Annotated in this window: 16 protein-coding genes; 8 read left to right on the top strand and 8 right to left on the bottom strand. The window is 70.6% G+C overall.

All coding sequences use genetic code 11. The annotated features are described in order from the left end of the window. The first annotated feature begins 8 nt into the window (after positions 1 to 8). Complete coding sequence (gene eat / locus ACRAKH_RS14175) at positions 9 to 1,427, top strand: ethanolamine permease (protein WP_380721516.1); 1,419 nt, start codon at positions 9 to 11, stop codon at positions 1,425 to 1,427. Positions 1,428 to 1,595: 168 nt separating this feature from the next. Then, complete coding sequence (locus ACRAKH_RS14170) at positions 1,596 to 2,057, top strand: CAP domain-containing protein (RefSeq protein ID WP_380721513.1); 462 nt, start codon at positions 1,596 to 1,598, stop codon at positions 2,055 to 2,057. 63 nt (positions 2,058 to 2,120) lie between these two features. Here ACRAKH_RS14170 and ACRAKH_RS14165 read toward each other — a convergent pair whose 3' ends face one another. Next, on the bottom strand, positions 2,121 to 2,513 hold the full coding sequence (locus ACRAKH_RS14165; RefSeq protein WP_380721510.1) for a winged helix-turn-helix transcriptional regulator: 393 nt from the start codon (positions 2,511 to 2,513) through the stop codon (positions 2,121 to 2,123). Positions 2,514 to 2,614: 101 nt separating this feature from the next. Between ACRAKH_RS14165 and ACRAKH_RS14160 the strand changes: the two genes are divergently transcribed. The 4 genes from ACRAKH_RS14160 to ACRAKH_RS14145 all read left to right on the top strand — a co-directional run bounded on the left by ACRAKH_RS14160 (position 2,615) and on the right by ACRAKH_RS14145 (position 7,340). After that, complete coding sequence (locus ACRAKH_RS14160; protein WP_380721507.1) at positions 2,615 to 3,451, top strand: NAD(P)H-binding protein; 837 nt, start codon at positions 2,615 to 2,617, stop codon at positions 3,449 to 3,451. Between the two features lie 134 nt (positions 3,452 to 3,585). Next, positions 3,586 to 4,449 carry a 3-hydroxybutyryl-CoA dehydrogenase gene (locus tag ACRAKH_RS14155; RefSeq protein WP_380721505.1) on the top strand — a complete coding sequence of 288 codons (864 nt, stop codon included), beginning with the start codon at positions 3,586 to 3,588 and terminating at the stop codon, positions 4,447 to 4,449. Between the two features lie 420 nt (positions 4,450 to 4,869). After that, entirely contained in the window at positions 4,870 to 5,964 is a 1,095-nt protein-coding gene (locus ACRAKH_RS14150; RefSeq protein ID WP_380721502.1) for a tryptophan dimethylallyltransferase family protein, read from the top strand. Between the two features lie 8 nt (positions 5,965 to 5,972). Further along, positions 5,973 to 7,340 carry a tryptophanase gene (locus ACRAKH_RS14145; protein WP_380721500.1) on the top strand — a complete coding sequence of 456 codons (1,368 nt, stop codon included), beginning with the start codon at positions 5,973 to 5,975 and terminating at the stop codon, positions 7,338 to 7,340. 281 nt (positions 7,341 to 7,621) lie between these two features. On the opposite strand, the gene ACRAKH_RS14140 is transcribed toward ACRAKH_RS14145, so the two are convergent. From ACRAKH_RS14140 to ACRAKH_RS14120, 5 genes are all read right to left on the bottom strand, one after another. Then, a complete protein-coding gene (locus ACRAKH_RS14140; RefSeq protein WP_380721497.1) occupies positions 7,622 to 8,215 on the bottom strand; it encodes a GTP-binding protein in 594 nt (197 codons plus the stop codon). Then, on the bottom strand, positions 8,196 to 8,567 hold the full coding sequence (locus ACRAKH_RS14135) for a DUF742 domain-containing protein (protein WP_053718070.1): 372 nt from the start codon (positions 8,565 to 8,567) through the stop codon (positions 8,196 to 8,198). The genes ACRAKH_RS14140 and ACRAKH_RS14135 overlap by 20 nt, the downstream gene beginning before the upstream one ends. Continuing rightward, positions 8,567 to 9,004 (bottom strand): roadblock/LC7 domain-containing protein, encoded by a 438-nt coding sequence (locus ACRAKH_RS14130; protein WP_053718071.1) that lies wholly within the window; start codon positions 9,002 to 9,004, stop codon positions 8,567 to 8,569. Before ACRAKH_RS14130 ends, ACRAKH_RS14135 begins: the two co-directional genes overlap by 1 nt. Positions 9,005 to 9,048: 44 nt before the next feature. Continuing rightward, positions 9,049 to 11,469 (bottom strand): sensor histidine kinase, encoded by a 2,421-nt coding sequence (locus ACRAKH_RS14125; RefSeq protein WP_380721493.1) that lies wholly within the window; start codon positions 11,467 to 11,469, stop codon positions 9,049 to 9,051. A 214-nt stretch (positions 11,470 to 11,683) separates the two neighbouring features. Further along, positions 11,684 to 12,610 carry an SMP-30/gluconolactonase/LRE family protein gene (locus ACRAKH_RS14120; protein WP_380721490.1) on the bottom strand — a complete coding sequence of 309 codons (927 nt, stop codon included), beginning with the start codon at positions 12,608 to 12,610 and terminating at the stop codon, positions 11,684 to 11,686. 262 nt (positions 12,611 to 12,872) lie between these two features. Here ACRAKH_RS14120 and ACRAKH_RS14115 point away from each other — a divergent pair, with 262 nt between their 5' ends. Together ACRAKH_RS14115 and ACRAKH_RS14110 are read left to right on the top strand one after the other, a co-directional pair. Then, positions 12,873 to 14,285, top strand: coding sequence for a DUF1996 domain-containing protein (locus ACRAKH_RS14115; protein WP_380721487.1), 1,413 nt, complete (start codon positions 12,873 to 12,875; stop codon positions 14,283 to 14,285). A gap of 2 nt (positions 14,286 to 14,287) precedes the next feature. Continuing rightward, positions 14,288 to 14,641: an Imm1 family immunity protein gene (locus ACRAKH_RS14110; protein WP_380721484.1), complete on the top strand. Its 354-nt coding sequence runs from the start codon at positions 14,288 to 14,290 to the stop codon at positions 14,639 to 14,641. A gap of 433 nt (positions 14,642 to 15,074) precedes the next feature. On the opposite strand, the gene ACRAKH_RS14105 is transcribed toward ACRAKH_RS14110, so the two are convergent. Next, on the bottom strand, positions 15,075 to 15,461 hold the full coding sequence (locus ACRAKH_RS14105) for a hypothetical protein (protein ID WP_380721481.1): 387 nt from the start codon (positions 15,459 to 15,461) through the stop codon (positions 15,075 to 15,077). 10 nt (positions 15,462 to 15,471) lie between these two features. Continuing rightward, positions 15,472 to 16,923, bottom strand: coding sequence for a PucR family transcriptional regulator (locus tag ACRAKH_RS14100; RefSeq protein ID WP_380721480.1), 1,452 nt, complete (start codon positions 16,921 to 16,923; stop codon positions 15,472 to 15,474). Positions 16,924 to 17,089: the final 166 nt, after the last annotated feature.

Raw genomic sequence — 17,089 nt, 5'->3', positions numbered from 1 at the left:
GAGCGCAGATGGCCAAGCACGTCGAGTACGAGAAGGTGGGCAGCGACTACCTGGAACACCGGCAGCTCAAGCGGGGCGCCGCGGGCTGGGTCCTGCTGGCGGGGCTGGGTGTCTCCTACGTCATCTCGGGCGACTTCGCCGGGTGGAACTTCGGCATCGCGCAAGGCGGGTGGGGCGGCCTGCTCGTCGCCACGGCCCTGATGGGCCTGATGTACACGTGCATGGTGTTCGGCCTGGCGGAGCTCGCGGCCGCGCTGCCCGTGGCCGGCGGCGGTTACGGCTTCGCGCGACGCGCGCTCGGACCGCTCGGCGGGTTCGCCACGGGCATCGCGATCCTCATCGAGTACGCCATGGCGCCGGCCGCGATCGCGGTGTTCATCGGCGGGTACGTGGAGACGCTGGGGCTGTTCGGCCTGACCAACTCCTGGCCGGTGTACCTGGTGTGCTTCCTCGTGTTCATCGGCGTGCACCTGTACGGCGTCGGCGAGGCGTTGCGGCTGATGTTCGTCATCACGGGCGTGGCGGTGGTGGCGCTGGCCGTGTTCGTCATCGGCATGGTGCCGCGGTTCGACTCGGCGAAGCTGTTCGACCTGGCCCAGGGTGACGGCTTCCTGCCGTTCGGCGTCACGGGGGCGTTGGGCGCGCTGGTGTTCGGGATCTGGTTCTTCCTGGGCGTCGAGGGCGTGCCGGTGGCCGCGGAGGAGGCGCGCGACCCGAAGCGGGACATGCCGCGCGGGATCATCGCCGCGATGCTCGTGCTGCTGGTGTTCGCGGGCGCGATCCTGGTGTTCGCGCCCGGCGGGGCGGGGTCGGAGGCGTTGAAGGGGTCCGACAACCCGCTGCCGGCGGCGGTGCGCGCGGCGTACGGCGGGGACAACCTGCTGGCGCAGGTGGTGAACTACGTCGGCCTGGCCGGGTTGGTGGCGAGCTTCTTCTCGCTCATCTTCGCCTACTCGCGGCAGTTGTTCGCCCTGTCGCGGGCCGGGTACCTGCCGCGGTGGCTGTCGCGCACCGGCAAGCGCAAGACGCCGTACCTGGCGCTGATCGTGCCGGGCGCGATCGGGTTCGTGCTGGCGGCGATCACCCGCGACGGCGCCTTGCTGATCAACATCGCGGTGTTCGGCGCGGCGCTGTCGTACGTGCTGATGATGGTGTCGCACATCGTGCTGCGGGTGCGGGAGCCGGGGCTGGAGCGCCCGTACCGGACGCCGGGCGGCGTGGCGACGACGGCGGTCGCACTCGTGCTCGCGCTGGCGGCCGTGGTGGCGACGTTCTTCGTGGACGAGCTCGCCGCCGGGATCACGGCGGGCATCGTCGTGGTGGCGCTGGCGTACTTCTGGTTCTACAGCCGGCACCACCTCGTCGCGTCCGCGCCGGAGGAGGAGTTCGCGGCCATCGCGCAGGCCGAACGCGAGCTGAAGGACTGACCGGACCGGCCGGGGCGGGCGGCGCCGGTCCCTCGCCCCGGCCGTCCGAATACCAGGTGATCCGGTCGGGATGTCCGGCATTCCCCGTGGTTCGCCCGATCGTGGACGCAACTCCGCTCCAGAGCGGGAACCCTCCTCACGCAAGGTGCCACCGAGGAGGAGGACGTCATGACCACCAGGACCTGCACGGCCGGACTGGCCGTCGCGGCACTGCTCGTCACGACCGGCGTCGCCACCGCCGCACCGACCTACGCGGACCAGGTGCTCAGCCTGACCAACGCGGAACGTTCGGCGGTCGGCTGCCCGGCGCTCGCCCCGAACGCGCAGCTCGCGGCGGCGGCCAAGCGGCACAACGACGAGATGGCCCGCACCGGCAACTTCAGCCATACAGGCGTTGACGGCAGCACGCCCGCACAGCGCGTCACCGAGGCCGGTTACCAGTACCGGATCACGGCGGAGAACATCGCCGCCGGCCAGGGCACGCCCGAGGAGGTCGTGCGGGCGTGGATGAACAGCTCGGGCCACCGGGCCAACATCGTCAACTGCGAGTTGCGCGACCTCGGCGTCGCGCACGCCGTGGACGGCAGCGCCAAGTCGTACTGGACCCAGGAGTTCGGCGTCCGGCGGTGACGTCCGGGGTGACGTCCGGCGGTGTCGTACAGGGGTCGTTCAGGCCGGCGTTCGGGGTGTCGTTCAGGCGCGGCGGGGTCGCACCGGTTCGCGGGCGTCGTACTCCCGCCGCGCCGCTTGGACCTGGTCGAGGTTGACGGACCACTCCGACAGCGCGGCGAACAACGGCGCCAGGCTGCGCCCCAGCTCGCTGATCTCGTACTCGACGCGGGGCGGGACCTCCGCGTGGTAAGTGCGCACGACGAGCCCGTCGCGTTCCAACTGCCGCAGCCGTTGCGTCAGCACCTTGGGCGTGATCGTGGTGATGCGGCGTTCCAGCTCGACGAACCGCTGCCGCCCGTGCTCGTGCAGCGCCCACAGGATCGGGGTGGTCCACCGGCTGAACACGATGTCGACCACCGGGGCGATCGGGCAGGCCAGTTCGGGCGCGACCTCACGCTGTGTGCTGCCGGTCACAATCCACCCCTTCCGCCATTACTATCCTCTAGGTACCTACTATACCCGCGAAGGTAGCGTCCTCGTCGTCCACATAGGAGTTCGGGAACGAGGAGCGCATCGTGATCGTGGTAACCGGAGCCACCGGCAACGTCGGCCGGCCGCTCGTGCGGGCGTTGGCCGCGGCGGGTGAGCGGGTGACGGCCGTGTCGCGGAAGGTCTCGGCGGCGGACGTGCCGGACGGCGTGCGCGCCGTGGCGGCCGACCTGGCCGAGCCGAGGAGCCTCAAGCCGGCGCTGGACGGCGCCGAGGCGTTGTTCCTGCTGACGTCCGGCGACTGGCTGGCGTCCGGCGGCGGCGCCCCCGTGCTGGCCGAGGCGTTGGACCTCGCGCGGGACGCCGGCGTGCGGCGGGTCGTCCTGCTGTCGTCGCAGGGAGTGGGGACGCTGCGCCACCCGCCGCAGCTGGAGGAGGCCGTGCGGGAGTCCGGTCTGGAGTGGACGGTGCTGCGGCCGGGCGGGTTCCAGTCCAACGCGTACGCGTGGGCCGAGTCGGTCCGCGCGCGCCGCGAGGTCGCCGCGCCGTTCGCGGACGTGGCGCTGCCGAACGTCGACCCGGACGACATCGCCGGGGTCGCCGCCGCGGCGTTGCGGGAACCGGGCCACGGCGGCCTGACCTACGTGCTGACCGGACCGGCGGCGATCTCGCCGCGCCAGCAGGCGGCGGTGCTCGGCGACGTGCTGGGCGAGCCGGTGCGGTTCGTCGAGCAGACCCGGGACGAGGCCAGGGCGCAGCTGCTCCGGTTCATGCCGCCGGGGGTCGCGGACGCCACCCTCGACATCCTCGGCACGCCGTCGCCCGCCGAGCGGGAGGTGAGCCCCGACGTCGAGCGGGTCCTCGGCCGCCCCGCCCGGCCGTTCGCCGAGTGGACGGCCCGGAACGCCGCGGCCTTCCGGTGACGGGTCCGGGCGCGGGGCGCGCGCTTCGGGCCGAAGTCGGGAACTAGCAGGTCGGACCGAGTCGGACGAGCGCGCCGTCCGACTCCGGGGCCCGAGGATGTGCTTCCCGTCGAACGCCCTGGCAGGATCGGGCCGTGAGTGACATTCAACGTGTTGGAGTGGTGGGATCGGGCCTGATGGGCTCCGGCATCGCCGAGGTCTGCGCGCGCGCCGGGCTCGACGTGCTGGTGGCCGAGGTCAGCCCGGACGCCACGGAGGCCGCGCGCGGGCGGATCGCCTCGTCGCTCGGCCGGGGTGTGCGCAGCGGCAAGCTGTCCGCCGAGGACCGGGACGCCGCACTGGAGCGCCTGCGGTTCACCACCGACTACGCCGACTTCGCCGACCGTAACCTGGTCGTGGAAGCCGTCGCGGAGAACGAGCAGGTCAAGACCGAGGTGTTCGCGGCGCTCGACAAGATCGTCGCCGACCCGGACGCCATCTTCGCGTCCAACACCTCCTCGATCCCGATCATGAAACTCGGCATGGCCACGAGCCGTCCCGAGCAGGTCATCGGCGTGCACTTCTTCAACCCGGTGCCGGTGTTGAAGCTGGTGGAACTGGTGCCGTCGCTGCTGACCGGCGACAAGACCAGGACCAGGGCCGAGGCGTTCGTGACGGGGGTCCTGAACAAGGAGGTCATCCGCTCGCAGGACCGGGCGGGGTTCGTGGTCAACGCGCTGCTGATCCCCTACCTGCTGTCCGCGATCCGGATGCTGGAGTCGGGCTTCGCCAGCGCCGAGGACATCGACAACGGCATGGTGCTCGGCTGCGCGCACCCGATGGGTCCGCTGCGCCTGACCGACCTGATCGGCCTCGACACCACCAAGGCGATCGCCGAGTCGATGTACGAGGAGTTCAAGGAGCCCTTGTACTCGCCGCCGCCGTTGCTGCTGCGCATGGTGGACGCGGGACTGCTCGGCAAGAAGAGCGGGCGCGGTTTCCACAGCTACGCGTCCTGACCGTTCGTCGAAAGGCCGTCGACCTCGCGGTCGGCGGCCCCCTTCGGGCTGCCGGCCATTACCACACCACGCTCCGGCACGTCACGGGGAGCACGGCGCAACAATTAACACACCTGTCTCGTATGGCGGGAAAGTCAATTCGCGGCGAAACGTTCGACCGTACACCGGGCAGCGCCCCGGGCAAAATACCACGATCTGTCATCGGAGTACGGCGGAACATTAGTGCGAAAGACTGACGGCGGTCTGGTCAATAGGCCGTTCGGAGCATTCTTGATTACGGTCGCCTTCTGCGTCGAGACTGATCGACAGGACCTGTGACCTGCCTTTAGAGTGCCCTACGTCACGCTACGGCCGCCTGGTGGACAAGATTGGTTCGCCTAGCGTAACTTTCGACTCGCCCCCCACGAGGAGAACCCCGCCTTGGACCCTCAAAACGTTTCCATACGCGATTTCACGGGCCGCCAGTTGAGTGCGCTCCTGCATTCTTTGGGCATGACGGAGAACACCGTCAAATCCGTTGGGCTGCTCGCTGACACGCTCGGCCCCGGCGGCCTGCAACCGGTTTCCACCAGGCCGGAGTGGCCTTCCGGCGTGGCCGACGACCACACCCCGGTCGAGTTCTCCACGGCTTTCGCGGCGGGCGAGCCCCCGGTCGTCCGCATGATCGTGGAACCCACTGCCACCAGGCCTTCCCGCTCAGCGAACACGGCCGCAGCGCTCGCCGCGCTCGACCGGATGCGGCACCGCGAGAACCTGGACACCGGCCGTTTCGACGCGGTGCGGAGCCTGTTCCTGCCGGACGACCCGGAAAGTGACTTCACATTCTGGTACTCGCTGGTGTTCCGTCCCGACGAGGCGCCGGCGGTGAAGGTCTACTTCAACCCGGAGGTGCGCGGCAAGGCCGCCGCCGAGGACTTGGTGCGACAGGGCCTGGAGCGGACCGGTTTCGCCGCCGGTTTCCCCGTCCTGCGCGACCACGCGATGACGAGGCCCGGTCTCGACCGGTATTCGTTCTTCGCGCTCGACCTGGTCGAACAAGAGCAGGCCCGGGTCAAGGTCTACATCTCCCACCACGCCGCCGAGGTAAGCGACGTCACTCGGGCCGCGAGCGCCGCGCGGGGCGTCGATGTGGACAGGGTGCCCGACTTTTGCCTGCTCACGGGCGGCAACACGGGAACGTTCGACAAGCGCCCCCTGATTTCCAGCTACACGTTCCTCCAAGGCGACGCCGGCGTGCCCAGCGGCTATTCCCTGTACGTGCCGATCCGGGACTACGTGACCGACGACGAGGAAGCACGTCGCCGGGTCCTCGCGGTGATGGCCAAGTACGACCTCGACCCGACCCAGTTCGACAACGCGCTGCGCGCCATCACGCGACGTCCGCTGGACGAGGGCGTCGGGCTCATCGCCCACGTGTCGCTGCGCATGGGCAGGCCGCGCCCCGGTGTCACCGTCTACCTCTCGTCCGAGGCCTACGACGTGGCCTCGCCGCGTTCGATCAGCCTGGCTGTCTAGGAGTCACCATGCCCACGATGGAGCCGTACCGCATCAAGGTCGTGGAGCCCATCCCGATCACCACGCGCGCGCACCGCGAGCGGGCGCTGGCCGCCGCCGGGTACAACCCGTTCAACCTCGCCGCCACCGACGTGACGATCGACCTGCTCAGCGACTCGGGCACCGGCGCGCTGTCCGCCGAGCAGCAGGCGGCGGGGCTGCGGGGCGACGAGACCTACGCGGGCGCGCGCTCCTACTACCGGTTCCACGACGTGGTGCGCGACCTGACCGGCTACCCGCACGCCTACCCCGTCCACCAGGGGCGCGCGGCCGAGCGGATCCTGTTCACGGCGCTGCTCAAGCCCGGTCAGGTCAGCGTCAGCAACACGCACTTCGACACCACGCGCGCGAACATCGAGATCCTCGGCGGCCAGGCCGTGGACCTGCCGTGCGAGGCGGCCAAGGACCTCGACAGCGACGCGCCGTTCAAGGGCGACATCGACCTGGACGCGCTGGAGGCGATCCTGTCCGGCCCGCGGGACGTCGCCCTGGTGCTGATCACCATCACGAACAACGGCGGCGGCGGCCAACCCGTGTCGATGGCCAACATCAAGGCGGCGGGTGAGATCGCCCGGCGCCACGGCGTGCCGTTCTTCCTCGACGCGGCGCGGTTCGCCGAGAACGCGTGGCTGGTCACGCAGCGGGAGCCCGGCTACGAGAACCACACCCCGCGCCAGGTCGCGGAGGAGGCCTTCCGGCTGGCGGACGGGTGCGTGGCGAGCCTGAAGAAGGACGCGATCGTCCACATGGGAGGGTTGCTCGCGGTTCGCGACCCCGAACTGGCCGCCAGGTGCGAGCTGCTGCTGATCGCGACCGAGGGCTTCCGCACCTACGGCGGCCTCTCCGGGCGCGACCTGGAGATGCTGGCGCAGGGCCTGCTGGAGGTCACCGAACCGGAGTACCTGCGGGCGCGCGCCGACGCGACCGCGTACGTGGCGGACCTCGCCGCGGCGGCCGGCGTGGCGAGCGTGCGGCCGACCGGGGTGCACGCGGTGTACCTCAACGCCGGCCGGCTGCTGAACCACCTGCCGCCGAGCCGGTTCCCGGGGTTCGCGCTGGCCACCGAGCTGTACCTGGCGGGCGGCATCCGGTGCGCCGAGCTGGGTTCGCTGTACCTGGGCGAGCTGGACGACGCGGGCGAGCTGGTGACGCCCGCGCCGTACGAGCTGGTCCGCCTCGCCATCCCCCGCCGCGTCTACACCCAGAGCCACCTGGAGTACGTCGGCGAGACGTTGGCGGAGATCGCGAAGGAGCCGGAGCGCGTGCCGGGCTACCGGCTGACCCACGCGCCGAAGTTGTTGCGGCACTTCAACTGCCGGCTCGAACCGGTGGTGTAGCCCGGATGGGCTCGTGGTTCCTCCGAGGGCCACGAGCCCGCCGTGACGGGTCGGTGCGCGCGGTCGTCGGGCACCGCGATGCCCGGCAGTGACACCTGTGCCGTCGCGAAGGCCCGCAAGCCACGGGCCGCGCGGCGTGGGTTCGGCGAGTTGTCCACAGGTGAGGCCAGACGGTCCGAAATCGTCGGACCCGGCCAGCAGGATAAAGACAGGGGACCCCTGGCGGGGACCCCTGCGCAGCGGTTCCCGGGCTCCGTTCGAGCCCGGTCGCCGGTCGATCTCTAGGCCATCGCGTCGAGCCGGTCCATCGTGTGCTGGATCAGGCTGATCAGCACCGTCTTGGCCGACTCGCGGTTGCGCGCGTCGCACAGCACGAGCGGGATGCCCGGGTCGACGTCGAGCGCCCGCCGCACCTCTTCCACCTCGTAGTTGTGCGCGCCCTCGAAGCAGTTCACCGCGATGATGAACGGGATGCCGCGCCGTTCGAAGAAGTCGATCGACGGGAAGCTGCTGTCCAGCCTCCGCGTGTCGACCAGGATCACCGCGCCGATCGCGCCGTACGCCAGCTCGTCCCACATGAACCAGAAGCGGTTCTGGCCGGGCGTGCCGAACAGGTACAGCACCACCTCGGGGTTGATCGTGATGCGGCCGAAGTCCAAGGCGACCGTGGTGGTCTCCTTGCTCTCCAGGCCCAGCACGTCGTCGACGCCGACACCGGCCTCGGTGAGCAGCTCCTCGGTGTGCAGCGGCGGTATCTCGCTGACCGAGTTGACCATCGTCGTCTTCCCGGTGCCGAAACCACCGGCGATGACGATCTTCACTGGGGTGGGGACGAGAAGTTCCCCACCCGGCCGCTCAGATTCCACGGACACCATCCAGCACCGCCTGAAGCAGGTTCCGGTCCGGCACTTGCGGGACACGGGAAGGGTCTCGGATCACGACGTCACCACGCTGGATGAGGTCGCTCAACAGCACCTTGACGACCACGAGCGGCACGTCGAGGTAGGCGGCGACCTCCGCCACGGACAACGGACGCCGGCACAGCTCCATGATCTCCATGTGCTCGACCGACAGGGCGTCCGGGTCCGACGGCGAAGGCATCGCGCGCACCTGGGTCACCAGGTGCAGCTCGGGGCGCAGCGGACGGGTCCGGCCGCGCACCATCGCGTAGGGGCGGACCAGCGGGCCCGCGGCCTCGTCGTACCACCAGTCCTCGCGGCCGGCCATCAGGACGACCTTCGAGCGGCGGGCAGGCTCGCCGCGGCCGTGCCGCGCGGCGCCGACGACAGGTACGTGCCGACGCGCTTGACGAGCATGTTCATCTCGTAGGCGATCATGCCCATGTCGGAGTCCTCTTCGCCCAGGACGGCCAGGCAGGCGCCGTGGCCGGCCGCGGTGACGAAGAGGTAGGCGTGCTCCATCTCGACGATGGTCTGCCGCACGGCGCCGCCGCCGAAGTGCCGTCCGGTGCCGCGGGCGAGGCTCTGGAACGCCGACGCCATGGCCGACAGGTGGTCCGAGTCGTCCTTGGACAGCCCGGGCGAGCGGCCCAGCAGCAGACCGTCCGCCGAGAGCACCACCGCGTGCCGAGCTCCGACCACCCGGCCGACCAGGTCCTCCAACAACCAGTTCAGTTCGTTGTGCTGGCTGGTCATGTCGTTCATCGGGGTTGCCTTTCCGGTTTCCAGTCGTCCGGCCACTGCTGCTGTCAGGATTCGAGTTCGGTGCCAGGTGTCCGACGGGCATCACGTGTGCCGCGTTGGAACGCCGACAGGCCCTTGCGGACCCTCTCGGCTGACTTCTCCGGGTCGATCTCGGCGAGCGGTTCGGGCGAGGGGTGGAAATCGTTGCGCACCAATTGCGGCGCCAGGTTCTGCTGACGGCGCCGGCGGGGGAGTTCGGGTCGGTCGCCGGCGGTGCCGGCCGACTCCGGTTCGTCCGCGGGCCACTCCGACGTGGCACGCTTCCGCTGCGGCAGTTCCAGCTCGCCGCTGCGCTGCGACAGGTCTAGCCCGCCGCTCAGTCGTTCGACCTCTGGAAGGGGATCCTCGTTGACCGCGGCCTCGGCCTGGGCCCAGAACCCTTCCAGGTCTCGGGAACTGTCGGGAAACCTGGCGTCTCGCACTGAGTCATCGCCCTGCTCCGGGATGTCGTGGAAGGTGCGGCGCGGCAGCTGACGGGTCTCGGCCGGCTCCGTCGCCGTGGTGGGGCCCGCGACGATCGCGGACGGGATGAGCACAAGTGCCAACGTGCCGCCGTACGGCGACTCGCGCAACTCGACGTGGATACCCCGGCGGGCAGCCAACCGGGCGACCACGAACAGCCCGAGCCGGGACTCGCCGCGCAGGCGCATGGCGTCGAACTCCGGCGGGTCGGCCAGCATCGCGTTGTGCTGCTCGCGGTCCTCCGGGTTGATGCCGAGGCCGTGGTCCTCGATCTCGACCACGACGCCCTGCGGCACCTCGCTGGCGTGCACCTGGACCTGGGAGCGGGGCGAGGAGAACGCGGTGGCGTTGTCCACCAGCTCGGCGATCAGGTGGATGGTGTCGGCGACGGCGGCGCCCACCAGCGCGGTGTCCGGCACCGGGTTCACCTTCACCCGGACGTACTGCTCCGTCTCGGCGACGGCGGCGCGCAGCACGTCGAGCAGGCGCACGGGCTTGCGCCACTGCCGTCCGGGCTGCTCCCCGGCGAGGATGATCAGGTTCTCAGCGTTGCGGCGGGCGCGGGTGGCGAGGTGGTCGAGCTGGAACAGCGCGTCCAGCTGCTCCGGGTTCTCCTCCTCGCGCTCCAGCTTGTCGAGGATCTTGAGCTGGCGGTGCACGAGGCCCTGGTTGCGGTGCGCGATGTCGAGGAAGACCCGGTTCACGCCTTCACGGGCCTGGCTCTCCTTGACCGCCGCGGCGACCGCGGTGTACTGCGCGGCGTTGAACGCGTCGGCCACCTGGCCGATCTCGTCGCTGCCGTAGTCCAGCGGCGGCACCTCGACCTCGACGTCGACGTGCTTGCCCTCGCGGAGCCGGTCGACGATGTCGGGCAGCCGTTCGTGCGCCAGCGCCAGCGAGTCCTTCTTCAGCGCGGTGAGGCGGGTGATCAGGGCGCGGTTGACCAGGCGGTTCGACGTGCGGATCGCGATCAGGATGCCGATGATCACGGCGATCAGGGCGACCAGGCTGCCGATCAGCACGGTGCGGAACTTGCTCTCGCCGCGCGACATGGTCACGCCGACGGCGCTGGACGCCTGCTCGCTGACCAGCGCGGTCAGCTCCGTGGAGATGGGGCCGCTGAGGTTCTGCCACTCCTGGAGGGAACCGGCGTTCGTCGGCTTCTGGCCGTTCTGGATGAGCCTGCCCTCGAACTCGATCAGCCGCTTCCAGTCGTCGCCCTCCACCATGAACTGGTAGTGCTCGCGCACCTCGGGCCGGGCGTAGGGCGCGATCGAGTCGTAGGACGAGTGGTAGGCGCCGACGAGGTTCGCGAACTCGATGTGCTCCTCGGGCGTGAACTGACCGGCCGCGAGGGCGCTCGACGCGAGCGACGTGGCGCGGGACATCCAGTCGGCGGCCTTGAAGTACTCGGTGGCGGTGATGGCGCCCTTCACGGACTCGTGGTCGGGCACCACGCGGGCCTGCACGCTGAACAGCGCGTCACCGGCGTCGAGGAGGCTGTTGTAGTACGTGTAGATCTCGGTCTTGGACGCCCGGCCCGCTTCGAGGGACGAGCGGCGCTGCGGCAGCTGGTCCAGCAGCACGTTGAGGGCGTTGATCCGCTCGACGATCTCCGGCGGCGCCGCGGAGGCCAGCTCGGTGAACGCCTCGCGCATCTCGTCGACGGCGCGGTCGGTCTCGCCCTGCTGCACTTCCAGGTCGCTGGTGCCGCGGTCGGGCTGGCTCAGCGCGGTCATGCTCAGCTCGCGCTCCTTCTGGAGCGCGGCGAACGTCTGCACGGCGGGGATCGACGCGTCCTTCACGCCGGCGGCCACCGCACGCAGGTAGAAGCCGTCGAACAGGGTGTAGGACGAGAACAGCGCCCACATGATGAGAAGGACGATGCTGGGGACGACGACGACGCCGGTGAGACGTGAACGGATCGTCTTGTAGTTCGTCTCCGTGGTGCTCTTCTGCTTCACAGCGCTCCGCAGCCTCGTCCGTGGTGCCAGGTCAGGCGCAGCACTAGTAACGCTGCCTCTTCATCACCCGATCGGCGCGGAACGGTAACACCGGAAGATCATTATTACGAAGAGACAGCGATCACTCGCGCGACGCGACGATGAGGTTACCCAGTCGAGTGACACGGCGAACAGGGGGCCGATGTGAACTTCTGCGCACCGGCCCCCCGGACTTTCACACCTCGGGAACGGAAACGACGTTGTACGTCGTCGTGGGCGTGGGCGGGGTGGTGAAGCGGGCGTTCGGCAGGTAGAGGCGATCGCCGAACGACGCGACCGTCGTCGGCACGTCGAACCGCGGGTCGGTGACCTTGGTCACGAGCTTGCCCGCGGTGCCGTCCTTGATCAGCGAGAACACCGCGATCGTGTTCAGCCGGTTCTGCACGACGTAGAGCGTTCGGCCTTCCACCAGCAGCCCGTCACCGTTGGTGAGCACTTCGCCGTGGAGGTCGACGAGCGTCGTCTCCCCCGTTCGCGGGTCGACCCGGTGCAGTTGGCCGGTGTTGCTCTGGACGATCAGCAGCGCTTTGCCGTCCGGCGTCTCCGCGATGCCGTTCGCGTTGTTCACCCCCGGTGTCAGCACCAAGTCACCCGTCAGGGGAATGACGGAGTGCGACTCCGGCAACCCGCCGTGCCGACCGAATCCGACCCGGTAGAGCGCCGCCTTGCGGGAGTCCGTGAAGTACGCGGCGTGATCGGTGATCACGACGTCGTTCACGAACGTGTCAGAGGTCGCGAACCGATAGGACTTGAGGACCTCTCCGGTTTCCGCGTCGACCACTCGCCCGTCGCCGCCAGCGCCGCCGGCCACGAAGAGCCTGCCGCGCCGGTCCACCTTCAACCCGACCGACGCCGTGCCGGGCCCTTGGCTGAACACCTCACCCCGGCCGGTCCGCAGGTCGACGCGGAACAGGTCGCCGTCGGCGCGCGAGCCGAAGTAGGCGGTGGGTGCGGAGCCGATCGCGATGCCCTCCGGCAGGAAGCCGTTCGGCAGGGGGAATCCCGAGGGGAACGGGTGTGCTTGCGCTGCGGTGGCGGGCACGGCGGTGACGAGGGAAACCCCCAGCACCACGGCGGCCAGCGCACCGAGTGTGCGAGACATGTCCACTCCTTCTTCGCTTGTGAGGCGTCCGGAGTGTTCCGCAGCCACCCAGTCGGCGCGAAGGCTCCACGCGGTTCTACAGCAAACCGACAGGTGGGTCGATCAGCCGACCGCGGCCGGAAGTTAGGGGTCGATTGAGATAACGAACGGGTAACGGTCAGGTCGCGGACTGGGAGCGGTACGTATGCCACGGTGTCCACCGCCCACCGGCGGTCGGGGTTCGACGCACCACATCGCGTACCTACGACGAGGTGACACTTCCATGACGCGAAACCAGGGGCGGCACCGCTTCTCCCGGCGCACGAAGCTGACTGCCGGCGTGACCGGGTTGGCGCTCACGATCGGCCTGGCCGTCGCGATCAGCACCACCGGCGATCAGGGCACCGCCCAGGCGGACGGCGCCGACATCTCGCTGTTCGCCGACATCACGAAGCAGCAGCGCAACGTCCGGGAGCCGAGGCCACAGCGCGGGGCGAGCACGGGCACGTTCACCGTCGACTGCGGTCGCAACGAGAACGGCCACTTCAACCCGGACAACTTCATCGCCCAGCCGGGCGTCCGCAACGGCGCGGAGCACCTGCACGACTACGTCGGCAACGTCTCGACCGACGCCGACTCCACGAACGAGAGCCTGCTCGAAGCCGACACCACCTGCAAGAACGGCGACAAGTCGGCTTACTTCTGGCCGGTGGTCCGGATCGACCGCGAGGACGAGGACGAGGAGCCGGGCCAACCGGCCGCCGCCGAGGTCGAGTGCCCGGACGTGCGGCGGAAGCTGCGGGACGTGCCACGCCAGGCCAAGGCCGAGGTGGACCGCAACCTCCAGGCGATGAACGACCAGATCGCGGAGGCCAACGGGAAGCTCGAGGACGCCGCGGAGGTCGACGACCCCGAGTTCGTCAACAACGCCGTGCTGCGGCCGTTGCGGGACAAGCGGACCACGTCGATCGAGCGGATCACCGAGGCGATCGACCGGGTCGGCCCACGGCCGCGCGGGCTGAAGCGGCTGGCGCCGTGCACGGTGAAGGATGGTGACGCGAACGACGCCAAGGTCGCCGAGGCGGCCCAGGAGGCCGAAGCCGACGCGCCGGAGAAGGGCGACGGCAAGAGCGCCAGTGACGAGAACGAGTTGCCGGGCAACGAGGGCGAGATCCAGCGCCCCGAGGTCGTGAACATCACGTTCCGCGGCAGCCCGGCCGGCAAGGTGGAGCCGATGCCGCAGTTCCTGCGGGTGCTGTACGGCGACGCGAAGGTGTCCACGAACGGCCCGAAGAACGCGCGGAACTCGTGGACCTGCACCGGGTTCGAGGACAAGGTGCTGATGAACAAGTACCCGATCTGCCCCGAGGGCAGCAAGGTCAAGCGCGTCCACGACTTCGCGAGCTGCTGGGACGGCGAGAACACCGACAGCGCCAACCACCGCGACCACATCGTCTACCCGAACGGGAACGGCGAGTGCCCGCGAGGTTTCAAGGCCGTGCCGCAGCTGCGGATCAGCCTGACCTACGACATCCCGCGGGACGTGCAGGTGGCCGGCCAGTACGCGGTCGACGCCTTCCCGCAGGAAGAGCACAACCCGTTCTCCGACCACGACGACTTCGCGAACGTCATGTCGGAGGAGATCATGAACCGCCTGGTGCAGTGCGTGAACTCCGGCCGCCGGTGCAGGGAGTGACGATGATCCAGGCGAACTTCGCATCCGGTGTGGACGAACTCCGCGCCACCGAGGACGTGGTCCGGCTGCTCGGCCGGCCGGCGGTGGGCCGTGACGCCACGCTGGTGCACGCCGACTGCCCGGACCACCGGGTGTGGGTGGGCGTGCGCGGCGACCGCGGGGTGATCCTGTTCGCCGACGTGATCACCGACTCGTGGGCCGGCCTCGGCGAGGGTCCGCGCCGCCGTCCCCGGTGCGCCGGGGTCAGCTTCCCCACCCACTGCGAGGTCCCGGTCGCCGACTTCGCCGTCACGATCGAGGGGTTCCTCGCCACGGGACAGCGCCCGACGCTCGTGCCGTGGCAGCAGGTGAGGTGAGGAAGACGCCATCCCCGGCCTGCGCGGCGGCGGGTCGGGGATGGCCCCTTGCCGGACCGCCGCGTGGCGGGAGTGCCGGCGCGCGCGTGGCGGGGCGGACGTGCCAGCGGGACGGGGCGGGCGCGGCGGGACGGGGCGGGCGCGGCGGGACGGGGCCAGCGCGGCCGGACGGGGCGGGCGCGGCGGGACGGGGCGGGCGCGGCGGGACGGGGCGGGCGCGGCGGGACGGGATCGCCAGTGCGGTGTCGGCGCTTGCGGGACTCGGCCCGGCCGCCACGTGATCGCGGGCACCTCGGCCCGGCGGCAAACGCGATCGCGGGCAGCTCGGCATGGTGGCCGCGCGGTCAGGCGGTGCTGAGCCAGGCGGCCGTGGTGGAGCGATGCTGAGCCGGGCGTCCCCGCGATCGCGGAACCGAGCCCGGTCGCGTGAGCATCAGGGGATGCGCAGGCCGGCGGAGCGCAGCGACTCCTCTACGCGCAGCCGTTCGACCTCGCGGTCCACGCCTTCCAGCAGCGTGTCGAACCGGTGCTCCACGTCCAGCGCCGCGCACGCCTGCACCAGCAGGGCGTCGTAGGCCTGCCGCGCCCCCGCCCGGCGGGCTTGTGGCGTTCCGGGCGGCACGTGGGCGAGCAGTCGGTGGACCCGCCGCAGGTCCGCCGCCACCTGCTCGATCGGCGGGCCGGACGCGGCGGGTGCGCGGTGGCGCGGGTCCAGTCGACGCAGGTAGCGGGGGACGTTGAGCACGACCCAGCACAGCGCGGACGGCGCGAGGGCGACGCCCGCGTAGAGCGCGATGGTGCCCCATGGCACGGCGGCCATGGTTCGAGTATCACCCCGCCTGCAGGGCCAGGTACAGGTCGACCCGCTGGGTGAAGTCGGACAGGTCGGCGCCGAGCAGGTCCTCGACCCGGCCGACGCGGTAGCGCAGGGTGTTCACGTGGACGTGCAGGCGCGCGGCGGCCGTGGTCCACGAGCCGGAGCAGTCGAGGAACACCCGCAACGTGCCGACCAGGTCGGAACCGTGCTCGGCGTCGTAGTCGAGCACCGGTCCGAGCAGCCGGCGGCGCAGCGAGCGGCGCAGGTCCTCGGGCACGCCGGCCAGCAACAGCTGGTGGAGCGCGATCTCCTCCCCCGCCACCACGCACGTCCGGCCGGTCCGCCGCTCGCCGAGCCGCCGCGCGTGCGACGCCTCCTCCGCCGCGCCGCGCAACCCGGCGTGCCCGACCGGCGACGAGATGCCGACCAGCACCCTGGTGTTCCGCAGCCCCGGTTCCACGGTCCGCAACGCCGACCGGACGCCCTCGGCCCACGGCTCGGACGGCGCCAGCGCGTACACCTCCGTGCCGACGGCGGCCACCAGGAACCGCGGCGTGACGGACGCCAGCACCTCCTCCACCAGGGCGACGGCGTGCTCGACCGGCCCGTCCGACACGGACGCCACCAGCACCCGGAGCGGCACGTCCGGGTCCCAGCCGACAGCCGCCACCCGCTCCGCCACGTCACCGCCGGCGAGCACCTGGCGCAGCAACGGCCCGGCGGCGCGGTTCTCGATCTCCCGCCCCTGCACGACCCGCGCCCGCTCCACACCGACGAGGCTGGCCAGCTCGGCGGCGACCTCGTCGTGCGCCCGGTCACCGGACACCGCGAGGATCCACGCGGTCAGCCGGGAGCCGCCGCGCGTGGACACCGGCAGCAACGTCGTGCCGCGCACGACCTTGGGCAGCCGGTCGGCCAGCAGGAACTCCCGGACCAGGCCGGCGGCGTCCGGCGGTTCCTGCCCGGCGACGACGTGCCCGGTGCACGACAGCACGACGCACGACGCCTCCAGCTCCGCCGCACCGGCCGCCACCAGCTCGGACAGCCCGCCGCCCTCGGCGACCACGGTCAACAGCCGCCGGTGCCTGCCGAGCTGCGCGCCCGCGTCGCCCACCCGTTCCGCGGCCAGCTCCAGGACCACGCGCTCGGTGATGGTCGCGAACGACAGGTCGACCGGCACCTCCAGCAGCGGCACGCCGTGCCGTTCGCACGCCTCGACCAGCGCGGACGGCAATTCGCCGGCTTCGGGCGGGCTGGCCGCCAGAGCGGCGACCCCCGAGGCCGCCAACGACGCGACAAACGTGTCGCAATCGGCCGCCGTCCGGTGCCACAACAGCCCGGAGAGCACCAGCTCGCCACCGGACAGGTAACGGGCCGGATCGGGCAGTTCGGTGCCGTAGAGCCTGGTCACGGGCCGGTCCAGCGCGTCCGCCCCGCCGACGAGCCGCAAGCGGAGTTCCGGCATCCCGAGAAGGCTCCGAACCAGCAACACGGCCGCCTCCTCCGGGACACACGGGCGGTTAAGGATCGTCCGATGGTGTTTGTAGGAAAGCACAAATCGCACCACCGGAGGAGCCTGGGATTCATGCACCGCCGCCGTAGCCGATCACCCGCCCCGGTCTGTGTACTGG

It is taken from the genome of Saccharothrix hoggarensis, from assembly GCF_052936025.1.
This window is presented reverse-complemented; position numbering and strand designations above follow the sequence as displayed.